The organism is Stenotrophomonas sp. 3(2025), assembly GCF_052665395.1.
This window is the reverse complement of record NZ_JBQOIF010000003.1, coordinates 178,236-203,084: the sequence shown is the minus strand read 5'-3', so window position 1 is coordinate 203,084 and position 24,849 is coordinate 178,236. Positions and strand designations below refer to the sequence as shown.

Below are 24,849 nucleotides of genomic sequence, written 5' to 3'. Positions count from 1 at the left end.
GCTACCTTCAGAGGATGGGAACGAGGCCGGCGCCGAATGCGGTCAGCATGCGCACCAGCAGCCACTTCGGCCCGACATTGACCTCGGGGAAGTCGCCCACCGCGACATAGCAGCGGTGGAAATCGGCGCTTTGCCGCGGCAGTGGCTGCGGGCAGTCCGGGCCGGGCTTGAACTCGTAGTCGGTGGCATAGCGCCACGGCCAGAAGTCGAGGATCGGCAGCGCCTCGGAGGCCTTGCCGACGCTGTAGTTCAGGCCGGACAGGACCGGCGGCTTGGCACGCGGCGCCACCGTCCAGGAGTTCTGCGGGTGGGTATCGCGCAGGATGCTCTGGGCCAGCTGCTCGGCGAAGGCCGGATCGTCGATGATCACCGCGCCTTCGGTGTTGTAGTTCTCGCTGCGCGGATCGAAGTTGTGGGTGCCGACCACGCCGATGCGCCGGTCGACCACCAGCGACTTGGCATGCAGGCCCATGCGCGCGCCCTTGCGGGTGACCGGCAGCGGCTTGTTGACCGCCTTGCTGCCCAGGAACGAGGGGCGCGTTTCGGTACGCAGCAGGCGGGTCTCGACTTCGCTGCCGGCAGCACGCCGGCGCGCACGGGCATTCTCATACGCACTGCCGGTACGCGGATGGATCACCCGCGCCGGCCGGTCGTCCACATCCGCAGCGGCCACCGCATCATCACCACCACTACCGCCACCGGCATTGCTGCCCGCCGCGCTGCCACCGAGCAGCGGATTGCGGCCGGTATCGCTGCCCGGCGCTGCGATCGGGTCGGGCAGCAGGTTGCGGTAATCGACCGGGGCATCCAGCGGGAACGGCTTGAATTCGAAGATGTTGAAGCCCAGCTCGCGCATGTTGCGCCGCTTGTACTTGTAGGACAGCGCATACACGATCGGGTTGTCGGTGGCGGCCAGGCTGTTGCTGGATACCACCACGCGCGGCGGCTGCTGGCGCTTGCGCAGCTCGCGGAACAGTTTCTGTGCCGGCTTGGACAGCACCAGGTAGGGCGTCTGCAGGATCACTTCGTGCTGCGCACTGGAGATCAGTGCATCCAGCTGCGGCTCGGTGACATGCTGCCCGGCCAGTGGGGCGTCGGCGCGCTCACGCCGGTGCTTGCGCGGCAGATCGGCGACATAGCGCACCGAGGCGACCGGCAGGGCGGTATCCACGAACGAACGGGTGACGAAGGCGACGTCGTTGGCTTCCTCGCTGACCCGCTCCACCCGCTCGGGCCTGCGGAACTGCGCCGGCGGCAGCAGCGGCACGCCCTGCTTGAGCAGGGTACGGCCGACATCGTTCAGGCGCTCGGCCGGCACGCTGCGCTGCGCGCGCCAGAAGGCATCGAAGTTGGCCGCCATCGCGCGTGCTTCGGGGCCGGCGATCAGCACGTCACGGTCGCGGAAGTTGTATTCGCGGTCCCAGTCGTAATAGTCGTCCTGGTAGTTGCGCCCACCGACCACGCCGATCGCATCGTCAACCACCAGCAGCTTGTTGTGCATGCGCTGGTTGAAGCGGCGGAAGCAGCACAGCACGCTGCCGGCATAGTCGAAGTAGTTCAGACGGGCCTTGCCGAAGGTCGGGTTGTAGACCCGCAGCTGGAAGTTCTCGTGGGCACCGGCCAGTGCGCCGAGGATCTGCAGATCGGAGATCGCCGAAAGCTGGTCGATCAGCAGCCGCACCTTCACCCCGCGCCGCGACGCCGCCAGCAGCTCGTCGATGACCAGGCGGGCGCTGTCGTCCTTGTCGAAGATGTAGGTCTGCAGGTCGATGCTGCGGGTGGCGCTGCGCAGCAGGTTCAGGCGCGCGACCAGCGCACCTTCGCCCTCGTCCAGCAGGGTGGCGTAGTGCCGCGGCTGGTCCGGGGTCGATTCGCTGAACGCCCGGCCGGCCAGTGCCCGCAGGGGCGAATCCAGCGCGCAGCGGTCGGCCTGCTGGCAATCGACCTGGGTCGAGCGCGCCTGCACGGCAATCGCCTCGGCGCGATCACGCTGGGCATGCGACAGCGACGCGCAGCCGCTGCCCAGCAACACGGTTGCCAGCGCCAATACGCGCAGCAAGGGATTCACGGTTTCGGCGCCTCGCTGAGGCGCGCACGCAATACGAAAGTCACTCGGTCACTCAAGGCAAGCTGCCAGCTGTCCATGCCATACCGACCTCGTTGCACGGTACCGCGGCTGACGACGTCGCAATCATAGCCGGGTCGGGCACATTCCGCTTTCTCGACCTTGAGCGTCTCCGGATGGCTGACCCCGCGCAGGGTCAACCGGCCGTCGATACCGCCGCCCTCGGCAACCGTCTCCGGCCAGTACGGCAGCGAGTCGAACTCCACGAACGGGTAACGGCCGGCATCGAAGAACTCGGGGCCGCGCATCCAGCCGGTATAGCGGTCCTTGCCGGGAATCTCCACGGTGCGGGTGAACATCTTCAGATGGACCTGGTGGCGGCCATCGGACAGCACCTCGATACGCCCCTCGAAACGGGGGAACACGCCCTCGATGCGCTGGCCGAAGCGGGTGCGGACTTCGAAACCGATCTGCGAGCGCACCACATCCAGCTGCAGCGTACGCGGCGGTTCGGCCACGACCGCCGGCAGCGCGGTCGGTGGCGGTGCGGCAGCCCAGGCCGGGCCGATCGCCAGAACGACTGGCAGCAGACAGCGGCCCGGCAACGCCAACCTCATCGGCTCACGGCCACCAGAAGGCGTTCAGGCTGGCCACGCCCGGCTCGATCGTCGCCTCGCGGGCGAACCCGAGCACGGCCACGCCGCCCGGCGGCATGCCACGGTAATCACTGCTGGTGCCATCGGTCATCAGCGCCACCAGCTGCTCCAGCCCGGGGTTGTGGCCGACGATCAGCACCCGGTCCAGGTCACGGCGCTCGTCCACCAGCGCGGCCAGGGTGCCGGGGGTGGCCTCGTAGATGCGGTCTTCCAGGCGCTTTTCGACATAGCCGATGGCTGCCATCACCGCTTCCAGGGTTTCGCGGGTCCGCCGCGAAGGTGAACACAGCACGCAGTCCGGCAGCAGGTTGTTCTCCTTCAGCCACTTGCCGGCGGCTTCGGCTTCAGCGAGCCCCACCGGCGACAACGGCCGGTCGAGGTCGGCCTGGCCGGTGGTGGCCGGTTCGGCATGGGCGTGGCGGAGCAGGATCAGTTCGCGCATTGCGGGATTCCAATGAAGGGATGGAGACCTACGGCTGTTACAGCTTCAGCCAGGACAACAGGGGTTCCCAGTCGGCCTGGTGCTCGCGCACCTGGGCGGAGCGGTAATCGAAAAGACTGCGGCCCAGGCCGGTCATGACCACATAGCTCTGGCTGTCGCGCAGCTGGGCGACCACCGGATAGGGCCAGTCAGCCAGCATCTGCAGGGCCTGCTGCGAGGTCTGGGTCCAGGGCTTGGTGCGGTTCAGCACCAGCCCGACCGGCAGCTTGCGGCTGTGCACGCGCGGTACCTGGGCCAGGCTGTTGAGGAAGCCGACGATGGCTTCGATGTCCAGTGCCGAGGGCAGCACCGGCACCACCACGGCATCGGCAGCGTCGAGGAAATGCGGGATATCGTCGGCCAGCGCGCCGGCCGGTGCATCGATCACCACGGTATCGGTACCGTCGGGCAGCTTCTGCGCCCATTGCTTCTTGCGGTACACGTCGATCGGCAGCACCGCGCTTTCCAGCCCGGCCCGGCGCTGTGCCCAGCGGGTGCTGGAGCCCTGCGGGTCGGCATCGGCGATCACCGTGGCCTTGCCTTGCAATGCCGCGTACGCGGCCAGGTGGGTGGCGATGGTGGTCTTGCCCACCCCGCCCTTGGAACCGGCCACCAGGATCGTCTTCATGCCAGCCTCGCTTCCGGGTACGTGCCCCGAGCGTACACCGCCGATGGTGACGGAAGGTAGAGCCGTGCTGAACCAGTGCCCCCGGCCTTTGCTATCGTGGCGCCCCCGAAGGATCGAACCGCCATGAGCGAACTGCAGGACCTGAGCGCACTGATCCGCGCCAACACGCCGTTGATCGTGGTCGAGACCCAGGATGAGGGTCGCATCGTCGAGCTGTTCCGGCAGACGCTGATGCATGTCTGGCGGGCCCTGCACCGCTGGTCGATCACCGAAGGCCTGCGCCGCATCGACCTGGAGCGCGAGGACGAGCCGGTCGGCCCGCCCGATGCCAGCGCCGCATTGCAGATGATCCGCCAGGCCGACCAGCGCGGCGTGTACCTGCTGCTCGATTTCCACCCCTACCTGGGCTACGCCAGCCACCAGCGTGCCCTGCGCGACCTGATCCAGCGCCGCCACAGTGAACCGCACGTGCTGGTGCTGATCGGCGCCAAGGTGGAGCTGCCGGCCGAACTGGAAGCGCTGGCGGTGCGCTTCAACCCGCGCCTGCCCGACGCCAATGCACTGTTGAAGATGCTGCGCGAGGAAGCCGACGCCTATGCACGCGAACACGGCGGGCGCCGGGTGGAAGTGGACAGCGAGGCGGTCAAGAAGATCCTGAAGAACCTGCAGGGCCTGAGCCTGGTCGATGCGCGGCGCATCGCGCGGCAGCTGATCTATGCCGATGGCGCGCTGCGCGACGACGACCTGCCACAGTTGGCACGGCTGAAGTTCGAGCTGCTCAACCGCAGCGGCCACCTGTTCTTCGAGCATGACAGCGCGCGCTTCGGCGATGTGGCCGGCGCCAACCGGCTCAAGCGCTGGATCAACCAGCGTCGCGTCGCCTTCATTGCCGGCTCGGCACCGGCCGGGCTGGACCCGCCGCGCGGCATGCTGCTGCTGGGCGTGCAGGGCTGCGGCAAGTCGATGCTGGCCAAGGCCACCGCCGCCGGCTTCGGCGTGCCGCTGCTGCGCCTGGACGTGGGCGCGCTGTACAACAAGTACCACGGCGAGACCGAAGCCAACCTGCGCCAGGCGCTGGCCTCGGCCGAGCAGCTGGCGCCGTGCGTGCTGTGGATGGATGAGATCGAAAAAGGCCTGGCCACCGGCACCGAGGATGGCGGCGTGTCGCGCCGCGTGCTCGGCTACCTGCTGACCTGGATGGCCGAGCGCAGGGCGCCGGTGTTCATCGTGGCCACCGCCAACCAGGTGCACGAGCTGCCGGCCGAGCTGCTGCGCAAGGGCCGCTTCGACGAGATCTTCTTCGTCGACCTGCCCTCGGCCGATGTGCGCGTGGAACTGCTGCGGCTGCACCTGGGACGGCGCCAGCTCAATGCCGACGACTTCGCGCTGCCGGCACTGGCCGCAGCGGCCAACGGGTTTTCCGGTGCGGAAATCGAGCAGGCGATCGTGGCCGGGCTGTATTCGGCGCATGCCGAAGGCCGGCCACTGGATACCGAGCTGCTGATGGGCGAGATCCGCACGACACGGCCGTTGTCGGTGCTGATGGCCGAGCAGGTGGCGGCGTTGCGGGAGTGGGCGTCGGGGCGCACGGTGTCTGCGGACGACTAAGGGTCGCCGCTACCGCGTCCATCCACGCAGGGCGTGGATTCCCTGTCGGTCAGGGTGCGGTGTCTGGGCTCCAGTCAGCGGGCGGGGTCAGCGGCAGACCGTTTTCCTGCAACAGGCGGCTGATGGCTGCCGTCGTGCCTTCGCGCGCGGCGCGCTGCAGGTAGCCGGCGGGCAGCCCCCGCCGCCGCGCACTCAGCTGTTGCCACTGCAGCCAGTCAAGTGCGCGCTGGGCATCAGGATCGGCGGGCGCCAGCCGCAGCGCCAGTTCCTGCAGGCCCAGATCGCCACTGGCTGTCATCTGCGTGGCCAGACTCCTGCACGTTGCGCTGTGCTGTGCCCGCCCGCACAGCGCAATGCCGGCGAAGTCCCACAAGGTGCGTTCCTCCAGCGACCCCAGCAGGGCGTCTTCGACGATCTGCCGCGGGCTGCGGCCCGCCTCCTCCAGCGGCGTGTCGGACAACGACACCCCTGCCAGCGCCTGCAGCTGCATCGCCAGCAGCCGCCGCGTCCCATCACCGAACGGTTGCCGTGCCGAGGCGGCCCGCAGCTGCTGTGTCGCCATGCCGACTTCTTCCAACCGCCAGGCCACCTGCACCGCCTGCCACGCGCCCTCGCCGTTGTCCTGATCGTCCGCACGCTGCGCCTCCAGCAGTGCCGGCAACAGCCCGGCACCTGTGGGCGCAGCCGTGGGCAAGCCAAGATTGCGACCGACGGGGTCACCGCAGGTGAGCGTGCCCTGGCACAGCCGCAACAGGCGGTGGCGGTGGAAGCGGTGGGCTGGCGCGGCCTGCCAGGCGTCCAGGAAAACCGGCGTGAGTGCATCGGCATCGGTCAGACGCTGGCCGTCGGCCTGTACGCCCAATGCCAGCGACAACTCGGCCCCCTGCCAGCGCTCGGCCGGGACATCGCTGGCCTGCAGGGCGGCGATGCGGGTGACGACCGGCTGCAGCCAGTCCGGCACGGACCGGTCCTGAGCATTCAGTCCCCCTGGCAGCAGCAGCGACAGGAACAACAGCAAGGTAGCGCGTTGGCGCATCCGGAGCTCATGGCAGCGAAGGGCCAACCATTGTAGGCCCCCTTGCACGCCGCCAGCGGCCGGCCGCTGTCAGGGCCAGGCTGGAGGTGCGGCCGCCCAGGCCTGCTGTACTTCGGCCAAGGTCGCGCGTTCGTCATCGCGCCATTGCGGCAACAGCTGCGCGTAATGACTGCTGTCGCGCCATTGCCCCGGCTCGGTCCGTACGGCGGCGGCATACCACTTCACCGCCTCCTGCTGCTGGCCGGCCCGCCACAGCGCCAACGCATAGCTCGGCGGTACCCAGCCCGGATTGCTGCGCAGGGTGCTGGCAGCGGCCTGCCACTGTTCCAGCGCGGCCAGCGCCTGGCCCTGCCGCAACAGGTCCCAGCCATAGTTCCAGCGTACGCTGCGGCCAAGCGCGCTCTGCACCGGCGCCTCGGCCAGTGCCTCGCGATAGAGCTTGTCGCCCAGTTCCGCGCGCCCCTGCGCGATGGCCACCGACGCCAGCTGCGCCGTGGCTTCCAGCCCCTTGCGGCCACGCTCACGATGCTTCAGCAGCTGTGCCACCAGGTCTTCGCCTTCACCCTGCACCACCGTGATCGGCGCGGCAGCGGCGTCGCTGTCGAAATAGAACTCCTGCGGTGCCGGCAATGCCGGCGCGGCCCACACAGTGGCCGCTCCCGAAACCAGCAACATGCCGGCCAGGAACTGTCCTGCAACTGACATCCCAATTCCCCCAAGGTTGAAACACCAACCCTCCCTCTCTCTCCCCGATCCTAACCCCAGCACGGCCCCGGCGCGAGTGCCGGGGGCCCTGGCCCCCCACTGTTACAATTCGCGCCTTTCCCGCCGCGTGCACCTGCGCGGCCGGTGCCAGCCGATCCTGACAGGCCAGCCATGACCAGTACCGCGCAACTCACCTCGCCCGCTTCCGCCGACCTGCTCGACCGTGATTACACGCTCGACCACAAGTACACCCGCAACGAAGGGCGGATCTACCTGAGTGGCGTGCAGGCGCTGGTGCGGCTGCCGCTGATGCAGCGCCTGCGGGACGAGGCTGCGGGCATCGACAGCGCTGGCTTCATCAGTGGCTATCGCGGCAGCCCGCTGGGCGGCTTCGACCTGGAACTGTGGCGCGCGCGCAAGCACCTGGAAACGGCAAAGGTGAAGTTCACCCCGGGCCTCAACGAGGACCTGGGCGCCACCATGGTGTGGGGTACCCAGCAGACCAACCTGTTCCCCGGTGCCAACGTGCAGGGCGTGTTCGGCATGTGGTACGGCAAGGGCCCGGGCGTGGACCGCTGCGGCGACGTGTTCAAGCACGCCAACGCCGCCGGCACGTCGCGCCATGGCGGTGTGCTGGCACTGGCCGCCGATGACCATGCCTGCCGCAGCTCGACGCTGCCGCATGGCAGCGAGGACGAATTCGTCAGCGCGATGATGCCGGTGCTGAACCCGGCCGGCGTGCAGGACATCCTCGACATGGGCCTGCTCGGCTGGGCGATGAGCCGTTACACCGGGCGTTGGGTCGGCTTCAAGACGATCGCCGAGACGGTGGAATCGTCGGCCTCGGTCGAGGTTGATCCGCTGGCCCGGCGCATCGTGCTGCCGGAGGACTTCGACATGCCCGCCGGCGGCCTCAACATCCGCTGGCCCGATCCGCCGCTGGACCAGGAGATGCGCCTGCACCGCTATGCGGTGAAAGCCGCGCAGGCCTTCGCGCGTGCCAACGGCATCGACAAGGTGGTGATGGACGCGCCGCGTGCGCGGCTGGGCATCGTCACCACCGGCAAGAGCTACCTGGACGTGCTGCAGGCCCTGGAATACCTGGGCCTGGACGAGCAGGCCTGCGTCGACATCGGCATCCGCGTGTACAAGGTCGGCATGACCTGGCCGCTGGAACCGGAAGGCATCGCGCGCTTTGCGCAGGGCCTGGAAGACATCATCGTGGTGGAGGAGAAGCGAGCCTTCATCGAGCGCCAGATGAAGGAGCAGTTCTTCAACTGGCCGGCCAGCTGGGGCCAGCGACCGTCCATCGTCGGCAAGTACGATGAGGCCGGCGAGTGGATCCTGCCGTCCACCGGCGAACTGACCCCGGCCACCATCGCCGGCGTGATCGGTCGCCGCATCCAGAAGTTCTTCAACAACGACTCCATCGAGCAGCGCCTGCAGTGGATGCAGGAGAAGGAAGCCGAGCTTGCCCTGCCGCGCGCCAGCTTCCCGCGCGTGCCGCACTATTGCTCCGGCTGCCCGCACAACACCTCCACCACCGTGCCGGACGGTTCGCGTGCGCTGGCCGGCATCGGTTGCCATTACATGGTGACCTGGATGGACCGCAGCACCGACACCTTCACCCACATGGGTGGCGAAGGCGTGACGTGGGCCGGGCAGGCCGCCTTCACCGACACCCAGCATGTGTTCCAGAACCTGGGCGACGGCACCTATTTCCATAGCGGTTCGCTGGCCATCCGCCAGGCGATCGCCGCCGGCGTCAACATCACCTACAAGATCCTCTACAACGACGCGGTGGCGATGACCGGCGGGCAGCCGGTGGACGGCCCGTTGAGCGTGCCGGACATCGCAAAGCAGATGCGTGCCGAGGGCATCCACACCATCATGGTGTTGTCGGACAACATCGCCAAGTGGACGCGCCAGCGCGAGCATTTCCCCAGCGACGTAGAGTTCCACGACCGCAGCGAGCTGGATGCGGTGCAGAAGCGCCTGCGCGAAGTGAAGGGTGTTTCGATCCTGATCTACGAACAGACCTGCGCCACCGAGAAGCGCCGCCGCCGCAAGCGCGGCAAGCTGGAAGACCCGGCCAAGCGGGTGATGATCAATTCGCTGGTCTGCGAAGGCTGCGGCGACTGCGGCAAGAAGAGTTTCTGCGTGTCGGTGCTGCCGAAGGAGACCGAGTTCGGTCGCAAGCGCGACATCGACCAGTCCAACTGCAACAAGGACTATTCCTGCGTCAACGGCTTCTGCCCGAGCTTCGTCACCGTGCACGGTGGGCAACCGCGCAAGGGCAGCAAGCGCGATGCCTCCACGCTGCTGGACAACCTGCCGGCACCGGTGGTGCGCGGCACCCTGGAGCAACCCTGGAACATCCTGATCACCGGCGTTGGCGGTACCGGCGTGGTGACCATCGGCGCCCTGCTGGGCATGGCCGGTCACCTTGAAGGCAAGGGCGCCTCGGTGCTCGACCAGACCGGCCTGGCGCAGAAGGGTGGCGCGGTGACCACGCACATCCGCATCGCCCGCCGCCCGGACGATATCCATGCGGTGCGCATCGCCGCGGGTGAAGCCGATCTGGTGCTGGGCTGCGACATGGTGGTGGTCAACGACTACTGGGCGCTGTCGAAGGTGCGCGCCGGCCGTTCGCAGGTGGTGCTCAATACCTACGAAGCGATGCCGGGCACCTTCACCACCCGCCCGGACATGCAGTTCCCCGCCGCCGACATCGTCGCCGGCGTGCGCGTGGCCCTGGGTGGCGAGGAGCCGCTGCTGCTGGACGCAACCCAGCTGGCCACCGCCCTGCTCGGCGATGCGATCGCCGCCAACCTGTTCATCCTCGGCTACGCCTGGCAGCAGGGCCTGGTGCCGCTGTCGTTCGAGTCGCTGATGCGCGCCATCGAACTCAACGGCGCGGCCGTGGCGATGAACCAGCAGGCCTTCGCCTGGGGCCGCCTGGCCGCAGTCGATCCGCAGGCCGTGCAGCAGGCCGCCGGCCTGGTGCGCAACCGCCACACCGACACCGAGAACACGCCGGGCCCGCTGCATGCGCTGCCGCCGGGCGAATGGGAAGGCAACGAGTGGGGCGCTACCACCGCACCGCGCAACACCGGTGACGAGCGCGAGCTGCGCGGGCTGCCGACGCACGGTGGCGATGTCGCCTTCCTGCCGCTGGACGATGCGCGCCTGTCGCGCTCGCTGGACGAGATGATCGAGCGCCGCTCGGCCTTCCTGACCGACTACCAGGATGCCGCCTACGCCAACCGCTACCGCACGCTGGTCGAGCGCGTACGCGCGGCCGAAGCCGAGCGCATCGGCGGCTCCACCGCGTTGACCGAAACCGTGGCCCGCTACCTGTTCAAGCTGATGGCGTACAAGGACGAGTACGAAGTGGCGCGCCTGTACACCAGCGGCGACTTCCAGCGGCGCCTGCAGCAGCAGTTCGAGGGCGACTACCAGCTGCGTTTCCATCTGGCCCCGCCACTGTTCGCGAAGAAGGACGAGCAGGGCCGGCTGCTGAAAAAGGAATACGGCCCTTGGATGTTCAAGGCCTTCGGCCTGCTGGCCAAGTTGAAGTTCCTGCGTGGTGGTCGCCTGGATGTGTTCGGCCGCACCGAAGAGCGTCGCATGGAGCGCCAGCTGATCACCGATTACGAAGCGACCGTGCAGCAGCTGATCGACGGTCTGGATGACGACCGCCTGGCACTGGCGGTGGAGATTGCCAGCGTGCCCGAGCACATCCGCGGCTTCGGCCACGTCAAGGAAGCGCACTTCGAGAAGGCCAAGGCCCGCGAAGCGGTGCTGCTGGCGCAGTGGCGGAATCCGAAGGCGCTGCATATCGTGCAGGTGGCGTAATCGGTAGTGCCGGCCGATGGCCGGCATCTGCCCTTCCCGGACAATGTGTTGCCGGCCAGCGGCCGGCACTACCGATGCTTCAGCCCAGCCGCCACAGCAGCAAGCGGTTGTTGGCCGGCATTGCCACATCCCCCAGGCGGGTAAAGCCGTGGTCGGCGGCCAGCGCCTGCACCGCTTCGCTATCGCGGATGCCGCTGCGCGGATCACGTGCCTTCAGCCACGCATCGAACTGCGCATTGCTGTCGCTGGTGTAGCGACCTCCGTAATTGAACGGTCCATACACCGCCAGCAGCGCGCCATGACGCAGCACCGGTGGCAGCGCGGTGAACAGCGCCTGCACATGCTCCCAGCCCATGATGTGCAGCGTGTTGGCACTGAATGCGGCGTCGAACAGGCTGCCCTGCGGCAGGCTCAGGCCGGGCGCTGGCGGCAGTTCCACCTGCAGCGCCACCGGCGGCAGCAGGTTCAGCAGTGCCGCCTCCGCGCGCCAGGCCTCGATGCCGGGCAGATGATCCGGATGGTCGCTGGGCTGCCAGCGTAGCCATGGCCAGCGCTCGGCGAAGAAGGCGGCATGCTGGCCGGTGCCGCTACCGATCTCCAGCACCCGGTGGCGATCACCCATCCACGGGTCGAGCGCAGCGGCGATCGGTTCGCGGTTGCGTTCGCAGGCTTCTGAATACGGCTTGCTCGACATCGAGACGGCGTCCAGGCGGGGTCGGCTTCATTGTGCACGAGGGGGGTGTTGCTCGGCAGGGCTGCGCCCTGCACCTGCAGAGGCCGGAGCCAGAGCAACGTCAAAAGGCGGCATTCCGTGGGTCGGCGGGGTGGATCCGGTTGCGGGGGACGCCGTGAATCCGTCCATGGAGGCTCGGTCGCGCCATCCATGGCGCTCACGCCCCCGCAACCGGATCCACCCCGCCTTCGACAGTTTTCCGCGATCTGCTGGAACGGCTCTTGGGGTCAGATCCGTTTTCCTGCGGAAAACGGATCTGACCCCAGATTTATTTCGATACCTGACAGATGTGTCGACCAAGGTCGACACCTACCAACAGCCGCGGAGATCTGTCAGAGGTGGGGCGGTGTGGGGTGGCAGGACCGTTGGCGCCATGGATGGCGCCATCGAGCCCCCATGGACGGGTTTACGGCGTGTCCTGCCACCCCACACCGCCCCGCCCCCCACGGATAGCCCGCTGTTGCTGTTGACGTTGCTGCTGAGGTTGCCGGCCAGCGGCCGGCACTACAGCAGGTGCAGGGCTGCAAGCCCGGCCGAAACCCTCCCCGACCATGACTGCAGTCACTTGCCCGAATGCCCGCCGCTGGCGAAAGTCGAGGAGTTGACGTGATCGGATCGGTCCTTTGCCGGCCGCACGGAAGTAAGAGAGAGACGCTGTGCAACGACGTGAGTTCCTGGCATTTTCCGCTCTGGGCCTGGCGGGCCTGGCCCTGCCGCATTCGCGGCTGATCGCCGCCGAGCAGTTGCTGGCCCCGGTCGACCCGGTCAAGCGCCGGCGCCTGGCCGAGGTCGCTCTCGCTGCCGCGCGTTCGGCCAAGGCCAGCTACTGCGACGTGCGCATCGGGCGCTACCTCAACCAGTCGGTGATCACCCGCGAGCATCAGGTCGGCAACGTGACCAACCGCGAATCGTCCGGTGTGGGCGTGCGGGTGATCGTCAACGGGGCCTGGGGTTTCGCCGCCACCCACCAGCAGACCGACGCGGCGGTGCGCACCGCGGTCGAACAGGCCACCGCCATCGCCCGCGCTAATGCCAGCATCCAGTCCCGCCCGGTGCAGCTGGCGCCCACCCCGGCGGTCGGCGAGGTGCGTTGGCAGACACCCATCCGCCGCAATGCGATGGAAGTGCCGATCCAGGACAAGGTCGAGCTGCTGCTGGCGCTCAACGCCGCCGCGCTGAATGCGGGCGCCGACTACATCAATTCCACCCTGTTCCTGGTCAACGAGCAGAAGTACTTCGCCTCCAGCGACGGTTCTTTCATCGACCAGGACATCCATCGCATCTGGCTGCCTTTCACCGCCACTGCCATCGACAAGGCCAGCGGCAAGTTCCGCACCCGTGCCGGCCTGTCCTCGCCGATGGGCATGGGCTACGAGTTCCTTGATGGCGATGCACGCGGCAAGGTGCAGCTGCCCGGTGGCATCACTGCGTACCGTGATTCCTATGACCCGGTCGAGGACGCCATCGCCGCCGCCCGCCAGGCGCGCGAGAAGCTGAAGGCGCCCTCGGTGAAGCCCGGCAAGTACGACCTGGTGCTGGATCCGTCCAACCTGTTCCTCACCATCCACGAGAACGTCGGCCACCCGCTGGAACTGGACCGCGTGCTCGGCTACGAGGCCAACTACGCCGGCACCAGCTTCGCCACGCTGGACAAGCGCGATGCCGGTTTCCGCTGGGGTAGCGACATCGTCACCTTCTTCGCCGACAAGACCCAGCCGGGCAGCCTCGGCGCGGTCGGCTACGACGACGAAGGGGTGAAGACCCAGCGCTGGGACCTGGTGCGCGACGGCATCCTGGTCGACTACCAGGCGACGCGCGATGAGGCGCACATCCTCGGCCGCGATGCCTCGCATGGCTGCAGCTATGCCGACTCGTGGTCCAGCGTGCAGTTCCAGCGCATGGCCAACGTCTCGCTGGCGCCGGGCAGGACGCCGCTCAGCGTGGAGGACATGATCAAGGACGTGGAGAACGGCATCTACATCCACGGCCGTGGCTCCTATTCCATCGACCAGCAGCGCTACAACGCGCAGTTCGGCGGCCAGCTGTACTACCAGATCAGGAACGGAAAGATCACCGGCATGGTCGAGGATGCGGCCTACCAGATCCGCACGCCGGAGTTCTGGAACGCCTGCACCGCCATCTGCGATGAACGCGACTTCCGCCTCGGCGGCTCGTTCTTCGACGGCAAGGGCCAGCCCGGCCAGGTGTCGGCGGTCTCGCACGGTTCGTCCACCACCCGTTTCAACGGCATCAACATCATCAACACCGCGCGCAGTCTCGGCGCTTGAGCCACCCGTCCTTCATGGAGAGCAGCCTTGCACAGACGTGACTTCCTGGCCCTGACCGGGCTTACCGCTGGCGGCCTGATCGTGCCGTCATTCTTCGGCAAGGCGATCGCCGCCGAGCAACTGCAGTCCAGCCTCGACCCTGCGCTGAAGAAGCGCCTGGCCGACGCCGCCCTGCAGGCCGCGCGCAGCGCCGGCGCCACCTACTGCGACGTGCGCATCGGCCGCTACCTGCGGCAGTTCGTGATCACCCGCGAAGACAAGGTGCAGAACGTGGTCAACACCGAGTCCACCGGTGTGGGCATCCGCGTGATCGTCAACGGCGCCTGGGGCTTTGCCGCCACCAATGCGCTCAGCACCGCCGACGTGGCCCGTGCCGCGCAGCAGGCCGCAGCGATCGCCAAAGCCAACGCGGGCGTGCAGACCGCGCCGGTGCAGCTGGCCAAGGCGCCGGGCGTGGGCGAGGTCAGCTGGAAGACGCCGATCCGCAAGAACGCGATGGAGGTGCCGATCAAAGAGAAGGTCGACCTGCTGCTGGACGTCAACGCCGCGGCGATGGGCGCCGGTGCCAGCTTCGTCAACTCGATGCTGTTCCTGGTGAACGAGCAGAAGTACTTCGCCTCCACCGACGGTTCCTACATCGACCAGGACGTGCACCGCATCTGGGCACCGATGACGATCACCGCCATCGACAAGGCCAGCGGCAAGTTCCGCACCCGCGAAGGCCTGTCCGCACCGATGGGCCTGGGCTACGAGTACCTCGATGGCGCAGCTGCCGGCAAGGTGCTCACGCCCAATGGCGTGGTCAACTACAGCTCGTCCTACGACATGAAGGAAGATGCCATCGCGGCGGCCAAGCAGGCGCAGGAGAAGCTGAAGGCGCCGTCGGTGAAGCCCGGCAAGTACGACCTGATCCTGGATCCGTCGCACACCTGGCTGACCATCCACGAGTCGATCGGCCACCCGCTGGAACTGGACCGCGTGCTCGGCTACGAAGCCAACTACGCCGGCACCAGCTTCGCCACCCTGGACAAGCGCGAGCAGCATTTCCAGTACGGCAGCGAGCACGTGAACATCTTTGCCGACAAGACCCAGCCGGGCAGCCTCGGCGCCGTGGCGTACGACGATGAAGGCGTGAAGTGCAAGCGCTGGGACCTGATCAGCAACGGCAAGCTGGTCGACTACCAGACCATCCGCGACCAGGCCCACATCCTCGGCAAGACCGAATCCGATGGCTGCTGCTATGCCGACTCGTGGTCCAGCGTGCAGTTCCAGCGCATGGCCAACGTGTCGATGGCGCCGGGCAAGTCGCCGCTGAGCGTGTCGGACATGATCAAGGACGTGGAGAACGGCATCTACATCATCGGGGATGGTTCGTTCTCGATCGACCAGCAGCGCTACAACGCGCAGTTCGGCGGCCAGCTGTTCTACGAGATCAAGAACGGAAAGATCACCCGCATGCTCGAAGACGTGGCCTACCAGATCCGCACGCCGGAATTCTGGAATGCCTGCAGCGCCGTGGCCGATGAACGCGACTACCGCCTGGGCGGTTCGTTCTTCGATGGCAAGGGCCAGCCCGGCCAGGTCTCGGCGGTCTCGCACGGTTCGTCCACCGCGCGCTTTAACGGCATCAACGTCATCAACACCGCACGCAGCCTCGGCTGACCGGTCAGGAGCCCTTACACCATGAGTATCTTCACCGAAGCCCAGGCCAAGGCCATCCTCGACAAGGTCATCGCCCTGTCCAAGGCCGATGAGTGCACGGCCGTACTGGCCGGTTCCATCAACGGCAACATCCGTTTCGCCCTGAACAACGTGTCCACCAGCGGCATCGTCGACAACACCGAACTGGCCGTCACCGTGGCCTTCGGCAAGCGCGTGGGTACCGCCTCGATCAACGAGTTCGACGACGCGGCGCTGCAGCGCGTGGTGCGTCGCGCCGAAGACCTGGCCCGCCTGGCCCCGGAAAACCCGGAGTTCATGCCGGCCATCGGCAAGCAGACCTACCGCCCCAGCCCGACCTTCAGCGAATCCACCGCCGCCATCGATCCGGCCTTCCGCGCCAAGGTCGCCGCCGATTCGATCGCGCCGTGCCGTGGCAACGGGCTGATCGCTGCAGGCTTCCTCGAAGACGGCCAGGGTTTCTACGCCACGGCCAACAGCAACGGCAACTTCGGCTACCAGCGCACCACCAACTTCGACTACACCTGCACCGTGCGCACCGAAGACGGCCGTGGTTCGGGCTGGGTGGGTCGCAACCTGAAGGACGCTGCCGACTTCAAGGCCGACCAGGACATCCGCATCGCCATGCGCAAGGCGACCGAGTCGCAGGAAGCCAAGGCACTGGAACCCGGCAAGTACACGGTGATCCTGGAGCCGGCAGCAGCCGCCGGCCTGATCAGCTTCATGATGAACTTCTTCAGCGCACGCTCGGCCGATGAAGGGCGCAGCTTCCTGTCGAAGAAGGGCGGTGGCAACAAGCTGGGCGAGCAGGTCTACGATCCGCGCGTGAACATGCATGCCGACCCGTGGCACCCGGACGCGCCGGTGCTGCCGTGGGACAACGAGGGCATGCCGCGTGAGCGCATCGCCATCATCGAGAACGGCAAGGTCGCCAACCTCGACTACTCGCGCTTCTGGGCACAGAAGCAGGGCAAGACCGCCAAGGCCACGCCCGGCAACCTGCTGATGAGCGGTGGCGAGAAGAGCACCGCCGAACTGGTGCGCGGCACCCAGAAGGGCATCCTGGTCACCCGTACCTGGTACATCCGCATGGTCGATCCGCAGACCGTGCTGCTGACCGGCCTGACCCGCGATGGCACCTTCTACATCGAGAACGGGCAGATCAAGTACCCGGTGAAGAACTTCCGCTTCAACGAATCGCCGGTGATCATGCTCAACAACATCGAAGAGCTGGGCAAGCCGGTGCGCGTGGCCGGTGACGAATCCAGCTTCGTGATGATGATTCCGCCGATGAAGCTGCGCGATTTCACCTTTACCTCGTTGTCCGACGCGGTCTGATGGATCGGCGGGCCTGCCTGCGCTGGTTGGCCGCTGCCGCTTCGGCGGCGGCGCTGCCGGCATGGGCGCAGGCAGGCCCGCGCAGTTCGCGCTACGACTTCTGGTTCACCCGCCTGCAGTACGACTCCGGCGACTGGGACGTGGACGCGCGCATGCCGTCCAACCTGATCACCTCGCTGATCGACTACACCTCCCTGCGGGTGGACCCGCAGGAACGCGTGGTGGCGTTGGCCGACCCGCGCATGCTGGAAGCGCCGTTCTGCTACCTGGCCGGGCACACCCTGGTCGAGTTCAACGCGGCCGAACGGCAGAACTTCGTGCGCTACGTGCGCAATGGTGGCTTCGTCTTCGTCGACGACTGCAACCACGATATCGACGGCCTGTTCGCCACCTCGTTCGAAGCGCAGATGGGCCGGCTGTTCGGGCCGAAGGCGCTGCAGAAACTGCCCAACAGCCACGCGCTGTACCGCAGCTTCTTCCGCTTCCCCGACGGCCCGCCTGCGACCAGCTTCGAGCTCAACGGCTGGGGCGATGACCTGGTGCACGACTACCTGAAAGGCATCGAGGTCGATGGCCGGCTGGGTCTGCTCTACAGCAACAAGGACTACGGCTGCGAGTGGGACTACGACTGGCGCAACAAGCGTTTCCTGGCCGAAGACAACACCCGCTTCGGCGTCAACATCGTGATGTACGCATTGAACAATTGAACGGACCACGCCCATGACCTCCCCCGACCTCGATTCCCTGCTGCCGCGCCTGCACGCGCTGCGCAGCGCCCTGGCCCACGCCGTGGTCGGCCAGCACACCGTGGTCGAGCAGCTGCTGATCGGCCTGCTGGCCGGTGGCCACTGCCTGCTGGAAGGCGCGCCGGGGCTGGGCAAGACCCTGCTGGTGCGCTCGCTGGGGCAGGCACTGGAACTGCAGTTCCGGCGCGTGCAGTTCACCCCGGACCTGATGCCCAGCGACATCCTGGGCACCGAACTGCTGGAAGAAGACCACGGCACCGGTCATCGCCATTTCCGCTTCCAGCAGGGCCCGATCTTCACCAACCTGCTGCTGGCCGACGAGCTCAACCGCACCCCGCCCAAGACCCAGGCGGCGCTGCTGGAAGCGATGCAGGAGCGTACGGTCAGCTACGCCGGCACGACCTACACGTTGCCGGCGCCGTTCTTCGTGCTGGCCACGCAGAATCCGATCGAACAGGCCGGTACCTACCCCTTGCCCGAAGCACAGCTGGACCGCTTCCTGCTGCATGTGCTGGTCGATTACCCCAGCGAGGAAGAAGAGCGGCAGATCCTTGAACAGACCACCGGCGGTGCCACGGAAAGCGTGCCGAAGGTGATGGATGCCGAAGCGGTGATCGCGCTGCAGGCGGCGGTGCGCCAGGTGCATGTCAGCCCCGATGTGCTGGCCTGGATCACCCGCCTGGTCCGCGCCAGCCGCCCCGGCGATGGCGCACCGGCAGCGATCAACCAGTGGGTGAAATGGGGCGCAGGTCCGCGTGCCGGGCAGTCGCTGGTGCTGGCCGCCAAGGCGCGCGCCCTGCTGCAGGGACGCTTTGCCGCCACGCGCGAGGATGTGCAGGCGCTGGCCGCACCGGTGATGCGCCATCGCCTGCTGCTGTCCTTTGCCGCCGAAGCCGAGCAGAAGCGGGCCGACGATGTGGTCGCCGCACTGCTGCAGGCCGTTCCCTTCCCGGGTTGATCCACTGGTGACCGCAGGCACGCCGCTGCTGCTGCCACCCGACCTGCGTGCGCGCCTGCGTGCGCTGCGCCTGCGGCCACGCCTGGCCAGCGGTGCGAGCGGCATCGGCCAGCATGCCAGCCGCAGCCGCGGCGCCGGCCTGGAATTCGCCCAGTACCGCGCCTACGAGCCCGGTGACGAACTGCGCCAGATCGACTGGAAGCTGTATGCGCGCTCGGACCGCTTCTTCGTGCGCGAATCCGAGCGCGACAGCCCGATCACCGCCTGGCTGCTGCTCGATGCCACGGCCTCGGCGGGCCAGTCCGACCGTACAGCGCCCGGACGCAGCCGGCTGGATCACATGCGGCAGCTGGCTGCCTGCGTGGTCGAGCTGGCGCTGCAGCAGGGTGATCGCTTCGGCCTGCTGGCGATCAACGGCGACGGCCTGCAGCTGGTGCCGGCCGCGCATGGTGCGCGCCAGCGCGACCGCGTGCATCTGCAGCTGCATGCCCTGCAGGCGCGCGGCGCATGGCCGGCCGCAGAGCGGCTGCGACCGCTGTGGGAGCGCGTGCGCCCCGGCGATCTGCTGCTGGCCATCGGCGATGGCTTCGACGACGCGGGCATCGTGCTGCTGGAGCAGTTGGCCAGCGCCCGCCGCGAGGTGATGCTGCTGCAGGTGCTGACGGCCGACGAGCGCGATTTCCCCTTCGACGCAGGCCATCGTTTCCGCGATCCGGAAACGGGCGATGAACTTCTCGGCGATGGCGCCGCGATCCGCGCCGACTACCTGCAGCGCTTCGCCCTGGCGCGCGCCGCGCTGCAGTCGCGCCTGCAGGCCAGTGGCATCGCCTGCGCGACCGGTTGGCTGGATCAGCCGCTGGACCAGCCGCTGCAGGCGCTGTTCGGCCGCAGGGGCGGCGCATGAGCCTGCTGTTCCCGCTGGGCCTGGCGGCGCTGGCCGCATGGCTGCTGCCACTGCTGATCCACCTCGCCCGCCGTCATCCCTACACGCCACTGGATTTCGCTGCGCTGCGCTGGCTGCGCGCGCAGGTGCGACCGCGCCAGCGCATCCGCTTCGATGATTGGCCGCTGTTGCTGGTGCGCTTGCTGTTGCTGGCCGCACTGGCCCTGCTGCTGGCGCGCCCGGCGCTGACCGGTCCTGCGCCCGTGCCAGCAGCGTGGACGGTGGTGGCACCGGGCCTGGATGCGACCGCGCTGCGCGGCAGCACCAATGCGCGCAACTGGCATTGGCTGGCGCCGGGCTTTCCCACCATCGACCAGCCCGCGCCGGCAGACGCTGCTGCCCTGCCCAGCCTGCTGCGCGAGCTGGACGCGCAGTTGCCGGCCGGCACCGCGCTGACCGTACACGTACCCGATCCCTTGCCCGGCCTTGATGGTGCCCGCCTGCAGCTGTCGCGCGAGGTGCAGTGGCAGCCACACGCGCTGGCCGTCACCGCGCCGCCACACGCTTCCCCGGCACCACGCCTGCGTACGCGCAGCGATGCACCGGCCGCTGCGCTGCAATGGCTGGGCGCGTTGCAGCGCGCGTGGAGCACGCAACCATTGGCGGCCCCCCTGGCCGACGACGCCTTGCCTGCCCGCGGCGAGATCGGCGTCTGGACCGCCACCGATGCGCTGCCTGGCAACTGGCAGCGCTGGCTGCAGCAGGGCGGCACGGTGCTGACCGCTGCGAAACCGCCAGCGGGTGCACCCGTACTGCTACGCGATGCAGACAATGCACCGCTGCTGTGGCAGCAGCGCATCGGCCAGGGCCGCCTGCTGCATCTGCCCGGCGAATGGAACGTGGCCCGCAACAGTGCATTGCGCGATGACGGCCTGCCGCGCGACCTGCTGCAGGCCCTGCAACCGCCATCAACGCCGCAGCTGGGTGATGCGCAGGATCAGGCACCACGCCAGGCGGCCCTGCCCGCCGCAACGCCGCCCCTGCGCGAACCCACCGCGTGGCTGCTGCTGGTGATCGTGCTGCTGTTCGCGCTTGAGCGCTGGATGGCGAGCAGCGCGCGACGCAGGGCTGCACCATGAAGGCGCTGCAACAAGCATGGCAGCGCGCACGTCGGCGCCGCGCGGCGATCACTCTGCTGCTGGGCCTGCCGTGGGCGCTGGCGTCAGCGGCACTCGCGCTGCGCGTGTCCGGTTTCGATATCGCCTGCGTCGTGGCGACCGTGGCCCTGCTGATCATTGCGGCCGCCGCGACGATGCGCGCCCGGCAGCTGGACCGACGCTGGGTGCAGCGCAGGCTCGATGCCAGTGGCGCCAGCGAAGACAGCGCCGATCTGCTGTTTGCCGATGGCGCTGCGCTCAACCCATTGCAGCAGCGCCAGCGCACGCACGTGCTGGCTGCGCTTGAACGCAACCTCCCCGAGCTGCGACCACGCTGGCCACGCAGGGCAGTGGCGCTGTGCTGGATCGGCGGTCTCGCCGTCGCTGTGCTGGCACTGGGCTGGCCGCACCGCGGCGCACCGCGCCCCACGGCGCCTGCCTCACCGCAAAGCAGCGCCAAGGCCGGTCCATTGCGCCTGCAGTCCACTCGACTGCGCATCGACGCACCGGCCTACACCGGCCAACCCACGCGTACGCAGAACGCACTCGACGCCAAGGTCGCCGCCGACAGTCGCCTGTCCTGGTCACTGCGCTTCGACCGCGCACCCAGCAGCGCCTGGCTGCAGTTCCACGATGGTCGACGCCTGCGGTTGCGCGAGCGCAATGGTGAATGGCAGGCGCAGGACGTGGCGCGTACCCCGCTGCTGTATCGCGTGGTCAGCGAGCCGGCGCTGGCCGAAACCCGCCTGCATCGGCTCGACGTGGTCGCCGACCGTGCGCCGACGGTACGCGTGATCGAGCCTGCCACCAGCCTGGTGCTGGGCACCCCCAGGCAACGGCAGTGGACGCTGCGCTTCGAGGCCAGCGACGATCATGGCGTCTCCGCGCAGGCGACGCTGTCGATCACCATCACCCAGGGCAGCGGCGAGAACATCACCTTCGTACGCCGCAGCGTGCCGCTCAGCGGCAGCGGCGACGCGAAAGCACGGCGCTTTGCCCACACCCTTGATCTGGCCGCGCTGGGCGCACAGCCCGGCAACGATGTGATCGCCCAGCTGGAAGTGCGCGACAACCACGCGCCGGCAGCACAGGTCGGCCGCAGCAGCAGCGTGATCCTGCGCCTGCCCAGCGCCGAGGCCGTGCTCGGTGCCGAGCTGGAAGGCCGCATCAAGAAGACCCTGCCCGCGTACTTCCGCAGCCAGCGGCAGATCATCATCGACGCCGAGGCGTTGATCCGCGAACGCCGGAGCGTAGCCGCCGATGCCTTCGTCAAGCGCAGCGACGCGATCGGCGTCGACCAGCGCATCCTGCGCCTGCGCTACGGCCAGTTCCTGGGCGAGGAAAGCGAGGGCGCGCCGAAGCCACCGCCGACCAGCGACCTGCCCACCAGCGATACGCCCACGGTGGACGCACACGATGACGAGCATGACCACGATCACGAGGCGCAGGCAGGCGCACACGACGAGCACGGCCATGACCACGGTGGCGCCGCCAGCGGCAATGACACGCCCCCGGTGTTCGGCAGCGCCACCGACGTGCTGTCCGAGTACGGGCATACCCACGACCACGCCGAGGCGGCGACGCTGCTTGACCCGCAGACACGCGCCACCCTGAAGGCCGCGCTGGACCAGATGTGGTCGGCCGAAGGCGAGCTGCGCCAGGGCCGCCCCGAGCAGGCCCTGCCGTTTGCCTACAAAGCGCTGGCGTTCATCAAGCAGGTGCAGCAGGCCGAGCGCATCTACCTGGCCCGCGTCGGCCCGGAGCTGCCGCCGATCGACGAGAGCCGGCGCCTGAGCGGCGACCGTGCCGGGCTGGCCAGCCGCGACCTGCCGCTGGCCGCGCGCACGCCGCCCGATCCGGCCGTCGTCGAGGCCTGGCAGCGATTGGGCGACGAGGACGGCACGCCCGATCTGGACATGCTCGCCACCTGGCAGCAGCGCAACAACGCCTTCCTGCCCGATGCACTGGACCTGGCTGCGGCCATCGAACAACTACGCATCGACCCCGGCTGCACCGAGTGCCGGCAGCGCCTGCGCGCGCAGCTGTGGCGCGCACTGCAGCGGCCACTGCCGCAGGTGATGCGACGCCGTGCGGCCGATGCCATGGGGCAGCGCTACCTCGACGCGCTGGAAGCACAGCCATGAGCACATCGGCATTGCACGTGTGGATCGCAGTGGCGCTGGCGCTGATCGTGCTCGTCGCCAGTGCGCGCCAGCTGCATTCGCCCACGCAGAGGCGCGGCCATCTGATCGCCGTGCTCACGCTGCAGGCGGCTACTGCTGCGCTGCTGTACGTCTGCCTGCTGCCGCCCTCACAGCGCGGTTCCCTGGCCGGCCTGGTGGTGATCGGCGCCGAGGCCGAAAAGACCGTTGCACTGCCGACCGGCGGCACCCGGGTACTGTTGCCGGAAGCAACCGATATGGCCGGTGCAGCGCGCGTGCCGGACCTGGCCACCGCACTGCGCCGCTATCCGTCCTCCACGGTGACACTGGTCGGTGCCGGCCTGGCCGCGCGTGACCGCGATGCCGTGCTGCCCGCCGACACGCGCTGGCAGGCACCCCCTGCAGCCGACGGGTGGATCGCCCTGCAGCCGCCCGTGGACACCGCTCCCGGTGCGCGCTTCGACGTACACGCACAGGCACGCGGCGTAGACCGCGCGCAGGCCGAACTGCTGGACCCGGCCGGTGCGGTGGTTGATCGTGCACCGCTGGCGGCGGACGGCCGTGTACAGCTCAGCGGCATCGCCCGCGCCGAAGGCCGCAGCGTGTTCCAGCTGCGCCTGCTGGATGCGCAGGGCCATGTGGCCGACAGCGTGCCGGTGCCGCAGCAGACACTGGCCGCCGCTCCGCTGCGCCTGCTGGTGCGCTCGGCTGCCCCCGGCGCCGAACTGAAGTACCTGCGCCGCTGGGCCACCGATGCTGGCATCCGCGTGCAGGTGCAGGCCGAGACCGGCGCAGGCCTCAGCCTGGGCGACGGCAACGTGGCGTTGGACGCGTCCACGCTGGCGCGCAGCGATCTGCTGCTGCTCGACGAACGCAGCCTGGCCGCGCTCGGTGCCGCTCAGCTGGCGACCGTGCGTCAGGCCCTGCGCGATGGCCTGGGCCTGCTGGTGCGCAGTACCGGCGCGCCATCAGCCAGCGCACGGCAACGCCTGCGCGATCTCGGCCTGCCCGTGCAGGGCGATGCCGGCAGCCAGGTTGCGGCGATGCCCGGCGAGGGTGACGCAACGATGCTGCAGGCACGTCGGGGGCCGCTTGCCGCCGGCACCCTGCCCACCGCCGATGGCGAAGACGCCGACCGCGCCTCGCACGCCGCGGCGCTGCCGGCGCTGGAATACCTGGCGCTGCAGGCAGCCGACAGCCGCCCCCTGCTGCAGGATCGCGACGGCAAGCCCATCGGTGGGTGGCGCGCCGTGGGCAAGGGGCGCATCGGGCTGCTGCCGATCACGGACAGCTGGCGCTGGGTACTGGCCGGTCGCGAGGATCGCCACGGCGAGTTGTGGAGCACGGTGTTCGCCGCCCTCGCGCGCGCGCAGGCCGGGTCCGAAGGTCCATGGTCGACACAGGCACTGGCCTGGGCCGGCGAACGGCAGTCGCTGTGCGGCGTGCAGGCACCGCTGAGGGCCTTCGACGCACGCGGCGATGACGTGCTGCTGATCGTCGACAGCACCACCGGCACAGCACGATGCGCGGGCTGGTGGCCGCGCCAGGCCGGTTGGCAGCGCCTGCAGCACGGCGACCGCACGCAGTGGCGCTACGTGTTCGATCCGAAGCAGGCCCCTGCCCTGCACCGGCAGGCGATGACTGATGCGACCACGCAGCGGCTGGCCACTGCGGCGCCGGCAACCGCGCAGGCGAGCGAGCGTGTGCCGGGGCCGCGCTGGCCGTGGTGGCTGGCGTTCGTGCTGTGCGCATCGCTGCTGTGGTGGCTGGAGCGCCGACGCTGATCCCGGGGTCGGATCCCTTTCGCGTGCGAAAGGGCTCTGTCCCCACCGATTGGCTCGCGAACACGATCCACGCATGGCGTGGA

The 24,849-nt window shown here is 68.5% G+C and carries 18 protein-coding genes; 11 read left to right on the top strand and 7 right to left on the bottom strand.

All coding sequences use genetic code 11. The annotated features are described in order from the left end of the window. Nucleotides 1–7 precede the first annotated feature (7 nt). From ACUXVE_RS03775 to ACUXVE_RS03760, 4 genes are read right to left on the bottom strand one after another with little or no spacing between them, the layout of a single operon-like run. Nucleotides 8–2,068 (bottom strand): phospholipase D family protein, encoded by a 2,061-nt coding sequence (locus ACUXVE_RS03775; RefSeq protein WP_445513862.1) that lies wholly within the window; start codon nt 2,066–2,068, stop codon nt 8–10. Further along, the gene (locus tag ACUXVE_RS03770; RefSeq protein WP_025875990.1) at nt 2,065–2,682 is read right to left on the bottom strand and encodes a YceI family protein; all 618 of its coding nucleotides are present in this window, start codon (nt 2,680–2,682) and stop codon (nt 2,065–2,067) included. The genes ACUXVE_RS03775 and ACUXVE_RS03770 overlap by 4 nt, the downstream gene beginning before the upstream one ends. 4 nt (nt 2,683–2,686) lie before the next feature. After that, nucleotides 2,687–3,163, bottom strand: coding sequence for a SixA phosphatase family protein (locus ACUXVE_RS03765; protein ID WP_032977995.1), 477 nt, complete (start codon nt 3,161–3,163; stop codon nt 2,687–2,689). 37 nt (nt 3,164–3,200) lie between these two features. Continuing rightward, complete coding sequence (locus ACUXVE_RS03760; protein WP_025875994.1) at nt 3,201–3,830, bottom strand: ParA family protein; 630 nt, start codon at nt 3,828–3,830, stop codon at nt 3,201–3,203. Nucleotides 3,831–3,953: 123 nt separating this feature from the next. Between ACUXVE_RS03760 and ACUXVE_RS03755 the strand changes: the two genes are divergently transcribed. Beyond that, the gene (locus tag ACUXVE_RS03755; protein ID WP_093820224.1) at nt 3,954–5,438 is read left to right on the top strand and encodes an AAA family ATPase; all 1,485 of its coding nucleotides are present in this window, start codon (nt 3,954–3,956) and stop codon (nt 5,436–5,438) included. Between the two features lie 49 nt (nt 5,439–5,487). Here the strand turns inward: ACUXVE_RS03755 and ACUXVE_RS03750 are convergent, their stop codons facing one another. Continuing rightward, nucleotides 5,488–6,474, bottom strand: a complete 987-nt coding sequence (locus tag ACUXVE_RS03750) for a hypothetical protein (protein ID WP_445513861.1) — start codon at nt 6,472–6,474, stop codon at nt 5,488–5,490. Between the two features lie 69 nt (nt 6,475–6,543). Then, nucleotides 6,544–7,179, bottom strand: a complete 636-nt coding sequence (locus ACUXVE_RS03745; RefSeq protein WP_222388008.1) for a tetratricopeptide repeat protein — start codon at nt 7,177–7,179, stop codon at nt 6,544–6,546. Nucleotides 7,180–7,350: 171 nt separating this feature from the next. Between ACUXVE_RS03745 and ACUXVE_RS03740 the strand changes: the two genes are divergently transcribed. Beyond that, nucleotides 7,351–11,037 carry an indolepyruvate ferredoxin oxidoreductase family protein gene (locus tag ACUXVE_RS03740; RefSeq protein ID WP_445513860.1) on the top strand — a complete coding sequence of 1,229 codons (3,687 nt, stop codon included), beginning with the start codon at nt 7,351–7,353 and terminating at the stop codon, nt 11,035–11,037. 79 nt (nt 11,038–11,116) lie between these two features. Here the strand turns inward: ACUXVE_RS03740 and ACUXVE_RS03735 are convergent, their stop codons facing one another. Beyond that, on the bottom strand, nt 11,117–11,731 hold the full coding sequence (locus ACUXVE_RS03735) for a DUF938 domain-containing protein (RefSeq protein WP_445513859.1): 615 nt from the start codon (nt 11,729–11,731) through the stop codon (nt 11,117–11,119). A 695-nt stretch (nt 11,732–12,426) separates the two neighbouring features. Here ACUXVE_RS03735 and ACUXVE_RS03730 point away from each other — a divergent pair. The 9 genes from ACUXVE_RS03730 to ACUXVE_RS03690 are packed head-to-tail and all read left to right on the top strand — an operon-like array spanning nt 12,427 to nt 24,766. Beyond that, nucleotides 12,427–14,058 carry a TldD/PmbA family protein gene (locus ACUXVE_RS03730; RefSeq protein ID WP_301909990.1) on the top strand — a complete coding sequence of 544 codons (1,632 nt, stop codon included), beginning with the start codon at nt 12,427–12,429 and terminating at the stop codon, nt 14,056–14,058. Between the two features lie 27 nt (nt 14,059–14,085). Further along, nucleotides 14,086–15,720 (top strand): TldD/PmbA family protein, encoded by a 1,635-nt coding sequence (locus tag ACUXVE_RS03725; RefSeq protein ID WP_093820231.1) that lies wholly within the window; start codon nt 14,086–14,088, stop codon nt 15,718–15,720. Between the two features lie 21 nt (nt 15,721–15,741). Continuing rightward, a complete protein-coding gene (locus ACUXVE_RS03720; RefSeq protein WP_033832693.1) occupies nt 15,742–17,076 on the top strand; it encodes a TldD/PmbA family protein in 1,335 nt (444 codons plus the stop codon). After that, nucleotides 17,076–17,783, top strand: coding sequence for a DUF4159 domain-containing protein (locus ACUXVE_RS03715; RefSeq protein ID WP_025876014.1), 708 nt, complete (start codon nt 17,076–17,078; stop codon nt 17,781–17,783). The genes ACUXVE_RS03720 and ACUXVE_RS03715 overlap by 1 nt, the downstream gene beginning before the upstream one ends. Before the next feature lie 13 nt (nt 17,784–17,796). Next, entirely contained in the window at nt 17,797–18,780 is a 984-nt protein-coding gene (locus ACUXVE_RS03710; protein WP_025876016.1) for an AAA family ATPase, read from the top strand. A gap of 7 nt (nt 18,781–18,787) precedes the next feature. Beyond that, on the top strand, nt 18,788–19,684 hold the full coding sequence (locus ACUXVE_RS03705; RefSeq protein ID WP_445513858.1) for a DUF58 domain-containing protein: 897 nt from the start codon (nt 18,788–18,790) through the stop codon (nt 19,682–19,684). Beyond that, entirely contained in the window at nt 19,681–20,802 is a 1,122-nt protein-coding gene (locus ACUXVE_RS03700) for a BatA domain-containing protein (protein ID WP_445513857.1), read from the top strand. Before ACUXVE_RS03705 ends, ACUXVE_RS03700 begins: the two co-directional genes overlap by 4 nt. Further along, nucleotides 20,799–22,964 carry a hypothetical protein gene (locus tag ACUXVE_RS03695; protein ID WP_445513856.1) on the top strand — a complete coding sequence of 722 codons (2,166 nt, stop codon included), beginning with the start codon at nt 20,799–20,801 and terminating at the stop codon, nt 22,962–22,964. Before ACUXVE_RS03700 ends, ACUXVE_RS03695 begins: the two co-directional genes overlap by 4 nt. Next, the gene (locus tag ACUXVE_RS03690; protein ID WP_445513855.1) at nt 22,961–24,766 is read left to right on the top strand and encodes a hypothetical protein; all 1,806 of its coding nucleotides are present in this window, start codon (nt 22,961–22,963) and stop codon (nt 24,764–24,766) included. The genes ACUXVE_RS03695 and ACUXVE_RS03690 overlap by 4 nt, the downstream gene beginning before the upstream one ends. Nucleotides 24,767–24,849 lie beyond the last annotated feature (83 nt).

Bases quoted from the DNA above. Each gene is read 5' to 3' on its own strand.
- ACUXVE_RS03770 (WP_025875990.1), bottom strand. From the start codon at position 2,682: ATGAGGTTGGCGTTGCCGGGCCGCTGTCTGCTGCCAGTCGTTCTGGCG.
- ACUXVE_RS03765 (WP_032977995.1), bottom strand. From the start codon at position 3,163: ATGCGCGAACTGATCCTGCTCCGCCACGCCCATGCCGAACCGGCCACC.
- ACUXVE_RS03760 (WP_025875994.1), bottom strand. From the start codon at position 3,830: ATGAAGACGATCCTGGTGGCCGGTTCCAAGGGCGGGGTGGGCAAGACC.
- ACUXVE_RS03755 (WP_093820224.1), top strand. From the start codon at position 3,954: ATGAGCGAACTGCAGGACCTGAGCGCACTGATCCGCGCCAACACGCCG.
- ACUXVE_RS03750 (WP_445513861.1), bottom strand. From the start codon at position 6,474: ATGCGCCAACGCGCTACCTTGCTGTTGTTCCTGTCGCTGCTGCTGCCA.
- ACUXVE_RS03745 (WP_222388008.1), bottom strand. From the start codon at position 7,179: ATGTCAGTTGCAGGACAGTTCCTGGCCGGCATGTTGCTGGTTTCGGGA.
- ACUXVE_RS03740 (WP_445513860.1), top strand. From the start codon at position 7,351: ATGACCAGTACCGCGCAACTCACCTCGCCCGCTTCCGCCGACCTGCTC.
- ACUXVE_RS03735 (WP_445513859.1), bottom strand. From the start codon at position 11,731: ATGTCGAGCAAGCCGTATTCAGAAGCCTGCGAACGCAACCGCGAACCG.
- ACUXVE_RS03720 (WP_033832693.1), top strand. From the start codon at position 15,742: ATGAGTATCTTCACCGAAGCCCAGGCCAAGGCCATCCTCGACAAGGTC.
- ACUXVE_RS03715 (WP_025876014.1), top strand. From the start codon at position 17,076: ATGGATCGGCGGGCCTGCCTGCGCTGGTTGGCCGCTGCCGCTTCGGCG.
- ACUXVE_RS03710 (WP_025876016.1), top strand. From the start codon at position 17,797: ATGACCTCCCCCGACCTCGATTCCCTGCTGCCGCGCCTGCACGCGCTG.
- ACUXVE_RS03700 (WP_445513857.1), top strand. From the start codon at position 19,681: ATGAGCCTGCTGTTCCCGCTGGGCCTGGCGGCGCTGGCCGCATGGCTG.
- ACUXVE_RS03695 (WP_445513856.1), top strand. From the start codon at position 20,799: ATGAAGGCGCTGCAACAAGCATGGCAGCGCGCACGTCGGCGCCGCGCG.
- ACUXVE_RS03690 (WP_445513855.1), top strand. From the start codon at position 22,961: ATGAGCACATCGGCATTGCACGTGTGGATCGCAGTGGCGCTGGCGCTG.